Annotated in this window: 21 protein-coding genes; 7 read left to right on the top strand and 14 right to left on the bottom strand. The window is 70.7% G+C overall.

Translation table 11 applies throughout. From position 1 onward, the window contains the following. Nucleotides 1–75: 75 nt before the first annotated feature. The 5 genes from EDF24_RS18835 (at nucleotide 76) to EDF24_RS04475 (ending at nucleotide 2634) form a co-directional block, all read left to right on the top strand. On the top strand, nucleotides 76–417 hold the full coding sequence (locus EDF24_RS18835; RefSeq protein ID WP_148070791.1) for a hypothetical protein: 342 nt from the start codon (nucleotides 76–78) through the stop codon (nucleotides 415–417). Next, the gene (locus EDF24_RS04490; RefSeq protein WP_148070790.1) at nucleotides 407–619 is read left to right on the top strand and encodes a hypothetical protein; all 213 of its coding nucleotides are present in this window, start codon (nucleotides 407–409) and stop codon (nucleotides 617–619) included. The genes EDF24_RS18835 and EDF24_RS04490 overlap by 11 nt, the downstream gene beginning before the upstream one ends. 26 nt (nucleotides 620–645) lie before the next feature. Then, nucleotides 646–1329 (top strand): fumarylacetoacetate hydrolase family protein, encoded by a 684-nt coding sequence (locus EDF24_RS04485; protein ID WP_221181337.1) that lies wholly within the window; start codon nucleotides 646–648, stop codon nucleotides 1327–1329. Between the two features lie 173 nt (nucleotides 1330–1502). Continuing rightward, complete coding sequence (locus EDF24_RS04480) at nucleotides 1503–2444, top strand: sugar phosphate isomerase/epimerase (protein WP_165931304.1); 942 nt, start codon at nucleotides 1503–1505, stop codon at nucleotides 2442–2444. A gap of 10 nt (nucleotides 2445–2454) precedes the next feature. After that, nucleotides 2455–2634, top strand: a complete 180-nt coding sequence (locus tag EDF24_RS04475; RefSeq protein WP_123655406.1) for a hypothetical protein — start codon at nucleotides 2455–2457, stop codon at nucleotides 2632–2634. Here the strand turns inward: EDF24_RS04475 and EDF24_RS04470 are convergent, their stop codons facing one another. From EDF24_RS04470 to EDF24_RS04445, 7 genes are all read right to left on the bottom strand, one after another. Next, nucleotides 2635–2964 (bottom strand): hypothetical protein, encoded by a 330-nt coding sequence (locus EDF24_RS04470; protein ID WP_123655405.1) that lies wholly within the window; start codon nucleotides 2962–2964, stop codon nucleotides 2635–2637. Continuing rightward, nucleotides 2961–3563, bottom strand: a complete 603-nt coding sequence (locus tag EDF24_RS04465) for a hypothetical protein (protein ID WP_148070789.1) — start codon at nucleotides 3561–3563, stop codon at nucleotides 2961–2963. The genes EDF24_RS04470 and EDF24_RS04465 overlap by 4 nt, the downstream gene beginning before the upstream one ends. Continuing rightward, nucleotides 3560–4090, bottom strand: a complete 531-nt coding sequence (locus EDF24_RS04460; RefSeq protein WP_123655462.1) for an RNA polymerase sigma factor — start codon at nucleotides 4088–4090, stop codon at nucleotides 3560–3562. The genes EDF24_RS04465 and EDF24_RS04460 overlap by 4 nt, the downstream gene beginning before the upstream one ends. 290 nt (nucleotides 4091–4380) lie before the next feature. Further along, nucleotides 4381–4536: a hypothetical protein gene (locus EDF24_RS19040; RefSeq protein WP_165931305.1), complete on the bottom strand. Its 156-nt coding sequence runs from the start codon at nucleotides 4534–4536 to the stop codon at nucleotides 4381–4383. Nucleotides 4537–4684: 148 nt separating this feature from the next. After that, on the bottom strand, nucleotides 4685–7249 hold the full coding sequence (locus EDF24_RS04455; protein ID WP_123701236.1) for an ATP-dependent DNA ligase: 2565 nt from the start codon (nucleotides 7247–7249) through the stop codon (nucleotides 4685–4687). Then, nucleotides 7246–8136 (bottom strand): SDR family oxidoreductase, encoded by an 891-nt coding sequence (locus EDF24_RS04450; RefSeq protein ID WP_123701235.1) that lies wholly within the window; start codon nucleotides 8134–8136, stop codon nucleotides 7246–7248. The genes EDF24_RS04455 and EDF24_RS04450 overlap by 4 nt, the downstream gene beginning before the upstream one ends. Before the next feature lie 34 nt (nucleotides 8137–8170). Continuing rightward, entirely contained in the window at nucleotides 8171–8728 is a 558-nt protein-coding gene (locus EDF24_RS04445; RefSeq protein WP_123701234.1) for a hypothetical protein, read from the bottom strand. Between the two features lie 103 nt (nucleotides 8729–8831). Here EDF24_RS04445 and EDF24_RS04440 point away from each other — a divergent pair, with 103 nt between their 5' ends. Beyond that, nucleotides 8832–9824 (top strand): Ku protein, encoded by a 993-nt coding sequence (locus tag EDF24_RS04440; protein WP_123701233.1) that lies wholly within the window; start codon nucleotides 8832–8834, stop codon nucleotides 9822–9824. On the opposite strand, the gene EDF24_RS04435 is transcribed toward EDF24_RS04440, so the two are convergent. Next, nucleotides 9821–10324, bottom strand: a complete 504-nt coding sequence (locus tag EDF24_RS04435) for a DUF6328 family protein (protein WP_123701232.1) — start codon at nucleotides 10322–10324, stop codon at nucleotides 9821–9823. The two genes, EDF24_RS04440 and EDF24_RS04435, sit on opposite strands and share 4 nt — an antisense overlap. A 59-nt stretch (nucleotides 10325–10383) precedes the next feature. Between EDF24_RS04435 and EDF24_RS04430 the strand changes: the two genes are divergently transcribed. Further along, on the top strand, nucleotides 10384–11004 hold the full coding sequence (locus EDF24_RS04430) for an antibiotic biosynthesis monooxygenase (protein WP_123701231.1): 621 nt from the start codon (nucleotides 10384–10386) through the stop codon (nucleotides 11002–11004). A gap of 10 nt (nucleotides 11005–11014) precedes the next feature. On the opposite strand, the gene EDF24_RS04425 is transcribed toward EDF24_RS04430, so the two are convergent. The 6 genes from EDF24_RS04425 to EDF24_RS18830 form a co-directional block, all read right to left on the bottom strand. After that, nucleotides 11015–11239 carry a hypothetical protein gene (locus EDF24_RS04425; protein ID WP_148070788.1) on the bottom strand — a complete coding sequence of 75 codons (225 nt, stop codon included), beginning with the start codon at nucleotides 11237–11239 and terminating at the stop codon, nucleotides 11015–11017. A gap of 142 nt (nucleotides 11240–11381) precedes the next feature. Beyond that, the gene (locus EDF24_RS19655; RefSeq protein WP_395867461.1) at nucleotides 11382–11543 is read right to left on the bottom strand and encodes a thiazolylpeptide-type bacteriocin; all 162 of its coding nucleotides are present in this window, start codon (nucleotides 11541–11543) and stop codon (nucleotides 11382–11384) included. Between the two features lie 52 nt (nucleotides 11544–11595). Next, on the bottom strand, nucleotides 11596–12777 hold the full coding sequence (locus EDF24_RS04415; RefSeq protein ID WP_185021552.1) for a M20/M25/M40 family metallo-hydrolase: 1182 nt from the start codon (nucleotides 12775–12777) through the stop codon (nucleotides 11596–11598). Continuing rightward, nucleotides 12774–12953, bottom strand: a complete 180-nt coding sequence (locus EDF24_RS04410; RefSeq protein ID WP_123701227.1) for a hypothetical protein — start codon at nucleotides 12951–12953, stop codon at nucleotides 12774–12776. The genes EDF24_RS04415 and EDF24_RS04410 overlap by 4 nt, the downstream gene beginning before the upstream one ends. After that, a complete protein-coding gene (locus tag EDF24_RS04405) occupies nucleotides 12946–14655 on the bottom strand; it encodes a lantibiotic dehydratase C-terminal domain-containing protein (RefSeq protein WP_148070787.1) in 1710 nt (569 codons plus the stop codon). Before EDF24_RS04405 ends, EDF24_RS04410 begins: the two co-directional genes overlap by 8 nt. Beyond that, on the bottom strand, nucleotides 14652–15113 hold the full coding sequence (locus EDF24_RS18830) for a hypothetical protein (RefSeq protein WP_132046880.1): 462 nt from the start codon (nucleotides 15111–15113) through the stop codon (nucleotides 14652–14654). The genes EDF24_RS04405 and EDF24_RS18830 overlap by 4 nt, the downstream gene beginning before the upstream one ends. Nucleotides 15114–15123: the final 10 nt, after the last annotated feature.

Below are 15123 nucleotides of genomic sequence, written 5' to 3'. Positions count from 1 at the left end.
GGAGGCTCGGCTCGCCGTCCACAGATCGGCGCACGGTCCACCCACGGCCCGGTCCAGGGCCCCACGATGGTCCACATGGACGGTGCATGGATCGGGTGGACGGGTGCGCTCGTCTCGGTGGTGAGTGCCTGCGGTGCGGTCGCAGCGACGGTGGTGACGGTGCTCGAAGGGCGTGCCGCACGGCGAAATACCGGTTCCTTGGCCCCTCGCGATCTCTGGTGGCAGCGTTGGTCCTGGGTTGCCGAACGCGCTTGCTCGTCGGAACCGTCCGGCCGCGAGTCGGCGGCGCTGATGGTCCACGCGCTGGTCACGCGCGAGTGGGTCACCGAGGACGACTGGTGGGTCCTCCGTGAACTCGAGCAGCGCGAGCGCACACGCGAGCCACGTCCAGGAGAGGAAGACGATGATGATCTCTGACGAGAGCGACAAGGACTTCAAACGACACCTCGACGTCCTCGAGCTCACGACCCCGAAGCTGCTGGCACACCATCACTACGGACCGATGATGCGTGCGCAGAACGCCGAGGAAGAGCTGCGCCAAGCCCGCTTGGAATGGCGGGAGCGGCAGGAGCGCGCACGGGCGCGGAAGCTCCGGTACGAAGCATCGTTCGCCGACTGACCGGCACGGCGTGGCACGCTGGAGCAGTGTCCGACCTCGTGATCCCGGCCCCGTCCGTCCCGACGCTCCCGACGTCCACCGGCGGGCGGTTCCCCGTCCGCCGCGTGTTCTGCGTCGGACGGAACTACGCGGCGCACGCGCGTGAGATGGGCCACGACCCGGACCGCGAGCCGCCGTTCTTCTTCACGAAGCCGGCCGACGCGATCGTCGCCGACGACGCGGACACCCCGTACCCGACGGAGACCGAGCGTCTGGAGCACGAAGTCGAGCTGGTCGTGGCGATCGGCACGGCCGGATCGGACATCGACCCCGCACACGCCCTCGAGCACGTGTGGGGCTACGCCGTCGGGCTCGACCTCACCCGACGTGACCTGCAGGCCGAGGCCAAGCGGCTCGGTCGCCCGTGGGACATGGCGAAGGGCTTCGACGCCTCCGCCCCGATCGGCACGCTGGTGCCCGCTGCCGGCGTCGACCCCACGGCCGGCACGGTCGAGCTCCGCATCGACGGGGAGATCGCTCAGACGGGCGACCTCGCCGAGCAGATCTGGTCCGTTGCCGAGGTCATCGCGCCCCTCTCGCGGTTCGTCCGGCTCGAACCAGGGGACCTCGTGATGACCGGGACGCCGGAGGGAGTCGGCCGCATCGAGCGCGGCGCACTGCTCGAGGGCGAGATCGTGGGCGTCGGACGGGTCGTCACGCGCGTCGCCTGACCCGGCGAGTGGGGTGGCCAGATGACGCGGGTGTTTCGAACCGCTGGGACAACTCCGAGCCGCGGAGAGTACCACTGACCCTGACGCCGCGCGGGAACCCGGCGTCGTGATCACTGGGCGGGGACGACGGGTCGGGGACGACCGCCGCAGCGCCGCCGGATTCGAGGTGCGACGTGCTGGAACACGACTTGCTCGCCACGTCCTGGACATGGGACGGCGACGAACCCATCGACGAGCGTGTCCGCGCCGTCGGTGACGCCGGGTTCGCGGGGATCTCCCTCGCACTCGACGACCTGCACGAGGTCCGCGCCACGATCGGCTTCGCCCGACTCCGCCGGATGCTCGACGACGCCGGCATCGTGTGGGTGCAGCTCGGGACCCTCGGCAACTGGTGGACCTGCACGAGCCGCACCACCGGTGAGGACGCCGACCGCGGTGTGCTGCTCGAAGCCGCCGCCTCACTGCGCGCCTGGCAGGTCGTCGCACGGGCGGACGTCACGCTGCCCGGCGTCTCCCCCACCGCGATGCTCGACGACTGGGGCGTGCTCGCCCGCCAGGCCGACGGCGTCGGCGCGCAGCTCGTGCTCGAACCCGAACCGTGGTCGAACCTGCCCACCGTCGAACGGGCATCGCGGTTCATCACCGCAGCCGGGGCCGGCGGGCTGCTCCTCGACGCCATGCACGCACTCCGCGGCGGCTCCACGCTCGCCTCGATCCGTCAGGGTGTGATGCCCTCGACCCTCGCGGCCGTCGAACTCAGTGACGGCCTGCTGTCCACTCCGAGCGGGATGACGCTCGCCGACGAGTCCCGGGACGGCCGGTACCTGCCGGGCGCCGGCGCGTGGGACATCCCCGGCTTCATCCGCATCGTCCGCGAGCTGGGCTACGACGAACCATGGGGCGTGGAGGTCCGGACCCCGGCGCACCGTGCACTCCCCATCGCGGACGCACTCCGCACCGCCGCTGCTGCCACCCGTGCGGTGCTCGACGCCGCCGACGCGTTCGGCGCTCCGGCGGCACCCGCGATGCCGACGTCGCCGGCCCCGACCTCGGCGGTCGACTTCGAACCGCTGCACCGCCCGCGGCGGGAAACCGGCTCAGGCGCGCCCGCGTAACGTCGTCGCCATGAGTGAGCAGGCACCCACCGGAGACGACCGACTGCTGCGGGAGTCGCAGGACACGATCGACGAGGCGAAGGCGGCTGCGGCCGAGGTCGTCGAGCCGTCCGAGGACGAACTCATCGACGAGGACCTCCCCGTCGCGGACGACGCCGAACCCGCGGACGGACCAGCACCCGCCGCCTGATCAGGTGATCTCGACGACCCGGACCGTGACGTCCGTCCGCCGCTGACCGACCTCGTCGGCGAGGCTCGACACGATCGCGTCGCGGACCGCGCGGACGCTCGCGATCGCCGGACGGCCGGCATCCACCGTCACCACGGCGCGGACACGCACCTGGTCGGCCCGGTCCTCGACGAGCACGGCGCCGCCGTCCCGCGGCAGGTCCAGCACCGAGCGGACATCGCGCACCAGCACGGCGAGACTCGGGCCCGGCGGGATCACCGACCGGACGCCCGGGACGGCGAGGGCCGCTTCGGTGGCCATCCGTGACAGTGCCCGCGTGTCGGGTCTCACGACGGTCTCCTCGGGGTCAGGACGTCCGCCACGCGGACCGTCAGGGAACGCACCGGGAACGGCGCGTGGTCGGCCAGCGCCGCCGCGACCATCGTCCGGAGCATGTCGGCGCGTGCGCGGAGCGTGTCGGCGCGTGCGCGGAGCGGCGCGTCAGCCGTCACCGCGATCGTGACCTCGACGTCGATCGGCGCACCAGCGGTCCCGACGTCGCCGGTGAACCGGGTGCGTCGCACGAGCACACCCGGCACCGTGTCGCCGAGCGCCCGGACGAGCCCGCGGAGGGCCCCCTCGGTCACGACGAGCGTGGAGTCGGGGTCGTCGTCGGGCACCGGGATGTCCCGCCCCGCGTGCGCGGTCGTCCGGATGGTCGCGAGGACCCCCGAGATCCAGGCCTCGTCAGCACCCCGGGCCGCGCGGACGTCCGCCGCGAGGAGGTCGCTCGACGCCTCGCGCAGCGCTCGGAGCCGGCCGAGCGCCCGGGCGGCATCGGGGTCGCGCTCGATGTCGTCGCGCACCGGGTCCTGGCCGGAGTCGAGGTAGTCGGAGAGCTCGTCCAGCGTGAAGGCACCGTAGCGGTCGTCGACGTCGTCGTCGTTCATCGCCACCCCTCCATCTGCGTCAGCACCGTCCGCCTCGCCCGCGCGAGTGCACCACGCACGGCCGCCGTCGACATCCCGGTCTCCTCCGCGATCTCGGCGTAGGACGCGCCGCCGACCTCGCGCATCACCCAGACTGCACGCTGCGCATCGGGCAGGTTCTGCGCGATCCGGGCGAGTTCGTCCACCTGGAGCCGCGCGATCACGACCTCGTCCACCGGTCGCTCGTCACTCGCCTCCGGGACGGCTTCGAGGTCGAGGTGCGGGTGCCGCCGACGGAGCCGGTCGAGCGCCTTGTTCGCAGCGATCCGGAACAGCCAGGAGCGCACACGGTCCGGGTCCTCGACGCGGTCGATGCGCTGCCACGCCTGGAGTGATGCCTCCTGCACGGCGTCGTCGGCCTCCCCGTCGCCGTGCCCGAGGATCCGAGCGGCGTAGGCGCGCATGAGCGGACCGTACCGGCGGATGAGCACGCCGAACGCGGCGGTGTCGCCGTCGGCCGACCGCTCGACGAGCGAGCCGTCGGACAGCGACGAGAGCGGCTGGTCCTCGGTCAGGAGTCGGCCTTCCGGATCGGTTTCGGGTTCCTGCGTGACGAATCGTCTGCTCAGGACGTCTTTGTGTACGTGCCCATCATCCGCGCTGTTCGCGCGCGGGTGATCTGAGCGCGCCGTGGTCGGTCATCCCTGAACGACCGGCCACGGCGCTTCGGCGGCGGCCCGTGCACTCCCTGATCCGGTGCACGGGCCGTCCCCACTACCAGCGTCAGCGTCAGCGTCAGCGTCAGCGTCAGCGTCAGCGTCAGCGCTGATGGTGCGGATCAGTCGTCGACCTCGTCGCCGAGGAAGTCCGCGTACGTCACCTCGGAGTCCGTGATCACCGCACCCGGGTCGATCGGCTTCCGCGTCGCCTGGTCCCCCGAGATCGCGACGCGCTCCTCCGGAGTGAACGGTGGCAGGTAGTTGCTCGCGCTCATCGCCACGCCCTTTCGTCCCGAGGAACGTAACAGTCACGCGGGTTTTCCTCAGTGATCGTCACGAATTCGTCCCCCGCCGGGAAGCCGGACGGGGGACGGAAGTTCGCCTCCAGCGGACCTCATGCGGATGCATGCGACGAGTGCGCGCTCACTCTCGGACGACGTCCTCCGCCGACTTGTCGAGGCGCCAGCCCCGCCACGACGGCTGCCGGAGCCGTCCGTCAGCGGTCCACTCCGCGAACTCGACCTCACCGACGCGTTCGGGCGTGACCCAGTGGGCGTCACGGGCGTCCGGTCTCGGGACGTCGACGAGGGGTGACGTCTTCCGCTCCAGCGGCCCGAGGACGCTCGCGATCTCGTCGAGGTCACGGTCACGGAAGCCGGTCCCGACCTTGCCGACGTACTGCAGACCGTCGTCGCCGGGGATCCCGAGGAGCAGGGATCCGACGCCGCCCGCACGCCGACCGCTCCCGGGCTTCCACCCGGCGACCACGACCTCCTGCGTGGCGTGGTGCTTGAGCTTCAGCCAGGCCTCGGAGCGCCGGCCCTCGGCGTAGCGGGAGGAGCGCTTCTTCGCCACGACACCCTCGAGCCCCTCGGCCTCGGAGTCCGCCATGGCTCGGTCGAGGTCGCCCTCGTACGCCTTCGGCACGTCGATCGCCCCGCCGGGCTCGACGACGGTCTCGAGGGCTTCCCGACGGTTGTCGTACGCGAGCCGGGTCAGGTCGTGCCCGTCCGCTTCGAGCACGTCGAAGAGCAGCAACCGCACCGGGGTGCGTTCACGCGCGGCGTCGACCTCCCGCTTCTTGGTCAGTCCCATCCGGTTCTGCAACAGCTGGAAGCTCGGTCGTCCGCGGTCGTCGAGCGCGACGATCTCACCGTCGAAGACCCCGTCGACGCCGGCTCGCTCGCCGAGTTCCTGGAGTTCGGGGTACTGCGCCGTCAGGTCGTTGCCGTTCCGGCTCCGGAGCGACACCGAGCCGCCCCGGACCGTGGCGAGCGCACGGACACCGTCCCACTTCATCTCGAACGCCCACGCTCCGGTGTCCAGCGTCGGCTCGCCCTTCGCGAGGGTCGCCTGCATGGTGCGGCGCTCGACGGGGTCGGTGGAGGAACTCGCAGCTCCGGCGATCCGCTCGCGACCGTCGTCGTCGCGCCCGGCCGAGTGACCGGCGGTGCGGGGAGCGCGGGGAGCGGGCGTCCCCCCTGACGCGTCGGCCGTGGGGTCCGGCTGCTCCTTCGTCAGGTGGATGAGCCAGTTCTTCTCGTCGCCGTCCCGCCCGCGACCACGACCGCGAGTGTGCAGGATCGCGAGGCGGCGGTTGCCGTTCGTCCGTCCGTGCAGCGTGACGATGACCTCTTCGCCCTCGCGCCACTTCTCGAGCGCGTACGTGCCGTCGTCCCAGATGGTGACGGTCCCGCCGCCGTACTCGTCCTTCGGGATGGTGCCCTCGAAGCCGCCGTACTCGAGCGGGTGGTCCTCGGTCATGACGGCGAGGTGGTTCTTCCCCGGGTCCGTCGGCTCCCCCTTCGGCAGCGCCCAGCTGACGAGCACGCCGTCGTGCTCGAGGCGGAAGTCGTAGTGGTCCCGGGTGGCGTGGTGCTCCTGGACGACGAAGGTCGGGGTGCCGTCCTTCCGGACCGTCGGCGCGTCCTGCGGGACCGGTTCGGGGGTCTTGGACGCATCCCGCTTCGCACGGTAGGTCGACAGGCGGTCGTTCGCCGGGCCTCCGGCTCGGTCCTGCCGTTCCGCGTCGTTCGCCTGCTGGGTCCGGTCGCTGTCCCAGTGCCCCTCGTCGGCCCTGCCGACGGCCAACGACGCGGCCGCCACCGGGTGCAGGAAGTCGCCGCGGTCCTCCACCCGCTCGAGGACCTCGTCCAATGTCAGCTGGGCCAGCCCCTTCTCGGTGAGTTCCTTCCACGTGCGCGGTGCCGCGACGGTCGGGTGCGAACGCCCGCGGAGCGAGTACGGCGCGATCGTGGTCTTGTTCCCGTTGTTCTGCGACCAGTCGACGAACACCTTGCCGTTCCGCTCGGCGCGGCTCATCGACGACAGCACCAGGTCCGGCATGTCCTGCTCGAGTGCCTTCGCGAGTTCGTGAGCGACCTCGGACACGTGCTTCGTCGCGGAGCGGCCGTCGAGCGCCGCGTACAGGTGGATGCCCTTCGAGCCCGACGTCACCGGGTACGGGTCGAGCCCCATGCCCTGCAGGACTTCGCGCGCCGCGACCGCCACCTCCACGCACTCGGCGAGACCGACGCCTTCCCCGGGGTCGAGGTCGAGCACCAGCCGGTCCGGGTTCTGCTGCGCACCCCGCGGGCCGAAGCGCCACTGCGGCACGTGGAGTTCGAGCGCAGCCTGCTGCGCCATCCACACGAGCGTCGGCAGGTCGTCCACGATCGGGTACTCGTTGTCGTGCTCGGAGTGCTGGATCGTGTGGTGGCGGACCCAGTCCGGCGCGGAGTCGGGCAGGTTCTTCTCGAAGAAGACCTTGCCGTCGACGCCGTTCGCCCACCGCTTCCGGGTCACCGGTCGGTCCTTGACGTGCGGGATCATCCACGGGGCGACGCGCTCGTAGTACTCGATCACGCGCCCCTTCGTCGTGCCGGTCTCCGGGTAGAGCACCTTGTCGAGGTTCGTCAGCGCGAGCCGCCGGTCCCCCACCAGGACCGTCGTCCTGCGCGCGACGGTGCTCGCCCGCGCCGGGCTCACAGCGCCACCCCGGTCGCTCCCGCCACCGTCAGCGTCGTGCCGGACGTGTACGACGACTCGGGCCCGGCGAGGTAGACGTAGGCGCTGCCGAGTTCCACGGGCTGCGCCGGTCGGCCGAACGGGGTGGCCTGGCCGTACGCCGCGATCTCGTCCCCCGGGTAGCTGATCGGCTGCAGCGGCGTCCACACCGGCCCCGGCACGACCGTGTTGGCCCGGATCCCCTTCGCCGCGAGCTGCCGTGCGAGGCCGTTCGTGTAGGTGATGATCGCCGCCTTCGTGGCCGCGTAGTCGATCATCCGGGCCTGCGGTTCGTACGCGGACACCGAGCTCGTGGTGACGATCGCGCTCCCCGGGGCCATGTGCGGCACGGCCGCACGGACCAGCCAGAACATCGCGTAGACGTTGGTCTTCATCGTGCGGTCGAAGTCCGCCGTCGACTGTTCGGTGACGTCGTCGTGCACCTGCTGCGCGCCGGCGACGAGCACGAGCGCGTCGAGCCCGCCGAGCTCACTGACGGCGGTGCGGACGAGTTCGGTGCAGAAGTCCTCGTCGGTGAGGTCGCCGGGCAGCATCACGGCGTTCCGTCCGAGGTCTGCGATGAGGTCCCGGACCTCGGTCAGGTCGTCGATCTCCTCGGGCAGGGCGTTCAGCGCGACGTCCGCGCCTTCCTTCGCCATCGCGATCGCCGCCGCTCGGCCGATGCCGGAGTCCGCACCCGTGACGAGTACCCGGTAGCCCGGCATCCGACCGGTGCCGAGGTAGCTCGTCTCGCCGTGGTCCGGCGGCGGGTCCATCTCGCTGGCACGCCCGGACCCCTGCTGCGTCTGCGCGGGGAACGGCGGGCGCGCGTACTTCGTCCGCGGGTCGTCCTTGTCGAGCTGGCTCATGCGCCCATCGTGCTCGCGGAGGCCGCGCGGCGGTTCAGTTCGACGACTCCTGTGGAGGAACACCCCTCGGAACGTCGCTGTGGACAGGGAGGGAGGGGCGTGCCAGCAGTGCGGCGACCGGCCTACGCCACCGCGCCCACGTCACGGCTTCCTGCGTCGCGAGCCCGGTCCAGATCGCCGCACCGATCCACGCCGTCGGCGACCCCGTGACGGCCGAGCCCACGCTCAGCGCCACGATCACCACGCCCAGCGCGGCGGCGACGAGTCCCATCGTCAAGTCGTCCTGCCGCTGGGCCACACGCGGCCGCCAGACAGCATCGGGGACGTCGTCCGGGACGGTACCGCTCCTGATCCACTGCCGGGTCTCGACCACCGCGAGCCGTCCGCCGCGGCGCTGCCAGCCCCACCACGTCCCGACCGGGGCGAGCACGAGGAGGACGACGGCGCCGCCGATCAGGAACCCGGCAGACGGGTCGCGGCCGACCGCACCGTAGAGGAGCCCGACCGCCAGCCACACCGCCGGTCCGGACACCGCGGCGAGTGCGAGCCGCCACAGGGCACCCCGATCGACGTCTCCCCGGTGCCCCGCCATGTGCCCGACGGTACCGCTCGGCACGGACAGCGTCCGCTCCCCGCAGCCTCCGGATCGCCCGGAGATCCGCACGCGACCGGCTGGACACGGGCATCATGTGCCCATGAGGTCGATCTGGAAGGGCTCCATCGCGTTCGGGCTGGTCAACGTGCCGATCAAGGTCTACGCCGCCACGGAGACGCACGACGTCTCGATGCACCAGGTCCACGACGAGGACAAGGCACGCATCCGCTACAAGCGCGTCTGCGAGCTCGGGCACGAGGTCGAGTACGCCGACATCGAGCGCGCGTACGACGACGGCGAGAAGACGGTGGTCCTCACCGCCGACGACTTCAAGAAGCTCCCGCAGGAGCAGTCCCACGAGATCGAGGTGCTCGAGTTCGTGCCGGTCGACCAGGTCGACCCGATGATGTTCGAGAAGACGTACTACCTGGAGCCGGACTCCCGCTCGCCCAAGGCCTACGTCCTGCTCCGGAAGACGCTCGAGGAGACGGACCGTCTCGCGATCGTGCAGTTCACGCTACGGCAGAAGACCCGGCTCGGTGTGCTCCGCGTGCACGACGACGTCCTGCTCCTGCAGGGGCTGCTCTGGGGCGACGAGGTCAGGGCCGCCGACTTCAAGGCCCTCGACACGTCGGTGAAGGTGAGTGCGAACGAGCTGAAGATGTCGTCGTCCCTCGTCGAGAGCATGTCCACGGACTTCGATCCGGACCGCTACACCGACGAGTACCAGGTCGAGCTGCAGCAGCTCATCGACGCCAAGCTCGAGTCGGGTGACGACATCGACACCGAGAAGACGTTCGGGGAGCAGCCGGAGTCCGACGACGAGGGCGGCGACGTGATCGACCTGATGGCCGCCTTGCGTGCGTCCGTGGACAAGAAGCGGACGGGAGGCTCGGGGTCGCGTTCGTCGTCGAGCTCGCGGTCGTCCGGGTCCGGGTCCGGAGCATCGGGTTCCGACACGAAGCGGGCGCCGGCCACGAAGAAGGCACCAGCTGCGAAGAAGGAGCCGGCGAAGCAGGCAGCAGCTGCGAAGAAGGCGCCGGCGAAGAAGCCCGCGGCGAAGTCCACCACGGCGAAGAAGAAGGCGAGCTAGTCGGTCTCGTCCCTGGCGGTCCGCCGCAGGGCGAACGGCAGCGAGGTCCAGAGCACGCCGGTCCCGATGAACACCGCCGCGCCGCCGACGATGCCGCCGATGCGCCCGAGCACCACGTCGAACACGAACAGCACGGTGCCGGAGAACAGCAGTGCACTGGCGATCAGCGTGACGATGAGGATGACGTTCCCGGCGCGCACCAGGTCGTGCTTCTGCCGCTGCCGGAACACCAGGCGGTGGGTGGCCACGGCGGAGAGTGCGACGACGGTGACCACGACCGCCAGGACGACGAGGACCAGGTAGATCGTCTCCTGCCGGTCTGTCAACGACGTGAAGCGCTGCTGGAACGGCAGCGTGAGCAGGAACCCGGCGAGGATCTGCGTCCCGGTCTGCACGATGCGGAGCTCCTGCTGGATGTCGACCCAGTTCCGGTCCCAGCGCTCCGTCGGGGTCTCGTGCCGCCCCCGCTCCGTGTCCGATCCCGTGCCGCCCGTGCTCATGCCCCCGAACCTACCCAGCGCGTCACGAGCGTGAAACACGGTTCGGCGAGACTGGTCCCATGACTCCACAAGAGCCAGGGAGCCTGCAGTCGTCACCCGAGACCGCAGGCCCGCCCGTCACCGTGTCCATCACCCGTCTCGTCGAACCCGAGCGCATCCCCGAGGTCACCCGGTGGGTGCAGTCCGGGGTGAACCTCGCGAACCGCTACCCCGGCTTCCTCGGCTCCGGATGGGTCCGCTCCCGTGCACAGTCCCGCGAGTGGCACATGCTCTACCGGTTCGCCGACCACGACTCCCTGGCGACGTGGGAGAACTCCGACGACCGGCTGCGGTGGCTCGACCTCGGCAGGGACCTCGTGGTGGAGTCCCGTGTCGAGAAGCGCACCGGGATCGAGGGCTGGTTCGACGTCCCCGAGGACACCCCGTCGTCGAGCGCCCCGCCGCGGTGGAAGCAGGCGGTGAGCATCTGGCTCGGCTTCTTCCCGGTGAACCTGGCATTCACGTACCTGATGGCGTGGCTCGTCCCCGCGTTCGCACACGTCGCGATCCTGCCTCGGGTCCTGATCACGACGGCCGTGCTCACGCCGATCATGACGTTCTGGGTGCTGCCCTTCGTTACGAAACTGATCCGCCCCTGGCTGCTCGCACCCGCTGCCACCCCAGCCGGTCGCTCGAGGTGACAGAGCCCGTTCAGTCCACCTGCCGCAGGATCCGCTCGATGCCGTCGAGGCGTCGCTCCATGCTCGCGAGGGTGCTCGCGACTTCACGCTGCGCCGCCGCGTTGCGTTCGGCGGGCGCCCAGTCACCCTGACCGCGGTCCGCCCCCCACTTCAGCCGGGCGATCGAGTACACGACCCCACAGATGATCGCCGTCACCGGCACCAGTACCCAGAGCATCCCAGTCCAATCCGTCATGAATTCTCGTACCCATCCATCCGTCGGTTCAAGCCCGCTTTTGTGCTATCCGGTGACACCGATGCCACGACCTGATTCCGCTTGCCTTGGCTGGACCCGACCGAGGCGGGGAGCGCGTACTCCCCGCCTCGGTCTCCTCGTCTCAGCCGCAGGAGCCGGCTGAACAGCACGAGCTGCTGCCGCAGCACGACGTCGACGTGCAACTGCTGCTGCCGCTCGTCGCCCCGGTCTCGGGCACCGCGACAGCCTCGCGCACCGATAACACCTCCAGCCCGTCGAAGTCGAGGTCAGGCAGCTCAAGCATGGATCCGGACATAGTCGTTCCCTTCGGTGGTTTCGACTGGCGAGGAGCGCGCTCACACCGGTCCATCAAAATGCGTCTCGCCTCGGATGGTCCGTGGCGAGCCCCATGCTGACAGCGCGATCAGCAGGTTCAGCAGGCCGCTCTCGAGCGACCGGTCGGACGCCGAGAAAAGCGGAGAGTGGTTGGCGGGCACGCTGACCGGAGCCCGGCCTGCCGCCAGTACCGCTTGGTCCTCCGGCGGCATCCGGGAGCTTTCGGACACACCCCAGAACCAGTAGACGAGTGGGGCACCAAGCGCGTTCGCAAGCACCCCGACGTCGTCTGAGGTCCCCGACGGCCCAGGCATCAAGACAGCGCTGCGTCCGTGCTCGAGGAACGCGCGATACAGCAGGGCAGCGGCGTCCGGGTCGTTGCTGGCACCGTCGAAGGTCCGCGTCGCCGCCGTGGAGTACACGACGCTGTCGGCGACGACGACGTCGAGCACGCGTCCGAGCGCCTGCCGACGAGCGGTGAGCGACTGTTCGTCCGCTGCACGGAGGTCGACCGTCACCGTGGCACTGTTCGGGAGCGCGTTCTCCGCCGACCCGCCAAGCCGTGCCTGGGTGACCTGCCCGATCCCGGGGTGCACGGCGTCCACGAGACGGCAGAAGGCGACGCTGAGCGCGTTTCGTTCATTACCGATGAGACCCGGATGCCCCCCGGGGGCGGCCAGGTCGACGGACACCGTCTCGTTCCACGACGTGATCGGCCCGGGCCGGAACGCCACCATGTCGTGAGGGAGCGGCGACGAGTGCTGCGCGAGCAGGACAGTGGGGGTCGGCACGAGCTGGTCGATCCCAGCGCGCACCATCGCGGCCGCCCCGGTCCCCGTCTCCTCGGTCGGTTGGAAGATCGCGCGCACGGTGCCCGTCCGACGCACCTCACCTGAACGCAGCGCGGCGAGCGCGCCGATGACTGCTGCGGCGTGCAGGTCGTGTCCACACAGATGATCGGCACCGCCGCTCGTCGCGAGCGCATCCAGTTCCGCACGCAGGACGATGACCGGTTCCCCGGTCCCGACGCGGGCAACCACGCCGTGCCCGCCGACCCCGGCCGTCACCGTCGCGCCGAGGTCGCGGCAAAGTTCGGCGACGACGGCGCTCGTCTGCACCTCGTGCCCGGCAGGTTCCGGACAGGCGTGCAGCAGGGCGAACGCTCCGCGAGCGACGGTCAATCCACGTGGGACGGGCTTCACGAGCGCACCCGGGACGCGAGCGCCCGGCACCGCCAGAAGAGTCCGACCGCAGCACCCAGCACCGCACCGATGCCCGGACGCCGCGCGATCATGCCGAGTGCCAGACCCGCCACGGCGAAGCCCACCGAGGCGATGCCGATGCTCGCGTACTGCAGGTCCTTCTCGTCGTCATTCATGTGCTGTGTTCCCTTCGATCGCAGTGGTCTTCTTCGGCGCCCCGATCGGGATGATCGCGGCTGTGAACGCTCCGACACCGTCGAGGTGCAGGCACTCGTTCACGGCGTCGTCGTCGTACGCCGACATGGGGACGCTCGGCATGTTGAGCGCGGTGGACACCAGGATGAGGTTCTGGCTCATGTGCCCCGCTTCGAGCAGGGTCAGCCGCAGCGCCCGCTGCCCGTACTTCGCGCGCAGGTCGTCGAGCCTGGGCGCCAAGGCGACGATCACCGGGACGGTGTCGTACTCGACCGCGAGCGGTGTGCCCGCGGTGTCGCTGAACGAGGGCGACCACCGCGCGAGTTCCTGGTCGGTTGGCACGTCCACCCACCGTTCGAGAGCGTGTCGCGCGGCGTCGTACCGGTAGCAGCCCGCCTCGACACCCACGACGTCGCGGACGATCACGAACGCGTCGACCGCGTACGCCGCACTCGGGCTTGGGTACGCCCGCCGCGCTATCTGCGGTCGTACGGGCACCGCCGGTCCTTCCGGCACCTCGCCGATCGCGGATCGCAGGAGGCCACCGAGGACCGCCGCCGACAGCGTCGTGCCGTACGACCCGTAGGTGCTCCGTCTGCGGGTGAGGACCGCACCGAGCCCGGGGTCACCCTGAGACTCCGGCAGCGTGGTGACCTGGCGCCGGCCGAGGTCCGGCGCGGGGAGGCCCACGTCGAAGCGCGGCATCTGGTCCGTGGCCATCCGTTCCCGGCGGTATCCGCTCGCTCGGAGGTAGTGCCGGTCGGGCGCGGCGGAGTCATCGTTGAAGTACCGACGGTCGACCGGCCCCCGCCACTGCGACGCGGTGAGCCACGCGGCGATGCGTTCATCGGAGACGGGCACCCCGAGTCGGTTGCAGAACATGTGGACCTGGCTCCAGAGCACGCCGGCCACGCTGTTCTCCAGCTCATCGCCACGAGCACGAAGTGCCTCCAGGTCGGTGACGAGGCTGGAGAAAAGGCGGAACAGGGACGCTCTCCAGGTGTCGGACCCGTCTCCGGCGGACCGGATGACGGCGTCCTTCCGCTGCAGCCACCGATCCGGATCGACGTCGAAGGTCGCGTCGGCTGCGCGCCGGGCTTCCGGGCCGCTGGTCTGCTGTTCCCCCACGAAGTCCCACGAGCCGAAGTACCGGTGCGCTGAGCGGGCACCGCCATGACCGTCCAGCCCGAGCGCGTGCATCGCGAGCGTCATCGCGTCGGTCGCTATCAGTCGCAGCTCGGCGCTGCCCGGGCGGGACGCGAGCAGCGCTCCCGCGATCTGGCTCACCAGCGTGAACGCTCGCTCCGACAACGCCATCGCCGCCGCCCCGCCGTACCGCGCGAGTTCGGCTTCGTAGGGCACGTCGACCACGATCTGGCCGTGCTCGTGCCACCCGACCGGCGAGGTACTCGTGAACTCGCGACTGAACGACGCTTCGTCCAGGTGCAGCTCAGCGGGCGGCAGCGCGGCGCGCACGCCGCGGACCCATTCTGCGTGGGCGGACGCCCCGACCCCGCGCATCCTGACGCGCAGGTGCGGTCCTCCCCACCAGTACCGGACGAAGTGCCAGTCCGTGGGCGCGAATCCGCGGACCGACGGGACGACGGTGTCGGCGATGAACTCCGACAGGGTCGCCGTCGAGTTGTGCAGGTAGATGTGCGCAGTGCGCCACCTCGTGTTCACAGCCTGATTCCCCTCGTCGACCACGGAACGCCCTGGACCTCGACCGGCATCGTCCGCAGCCACAGCTGGTATCCGATCACCGCGTTCGGGTCGGCGCCGAGCGCATCCGCCCACTCGACCTCGTCGTGGTTCCGGGCCGGGCGCGACGCGATGCCGATCCCCGCCGCCGCCAGACACCCCCACTGCGCGATCCAGCCCAGCAGGAACGGGATGACGCGGTGCGTCTGCGAGCCGTGCAGCCCCGCGAGGAGCCGCGGCTGGACCACGAAGGTGATCCCGCGCGACGACGTCATTCGGGGGCGGCCGCGAAGGGTGCGTCCGCTGTCCGACGCCCCCAGGTCGACGACCCGCACGGCGTCGATCGACCCGGGGTCAGCGCCGTGGGCCAGGAGTCGGATGCCACCGTCCGGCACGTGCTCCCCGACGAGCTCGAGTCCGGCACGCAGTGCTCGGTGCACAGCCTCGGCT

Source organism: Curtobacterium sp. PhB130, assembly GCF_003755165.1.
Classification (GTDB): Bacteria; Actinomycetota; Actinomycetes; order Actinomycetales; family Microbacteriaceae; genus Curtobacterium.
The sequence above is the reverse complement of the archived record's forward strand: the minus strand, read 5'-3'. Positions and strand labels throughout refer to the sequence as shown.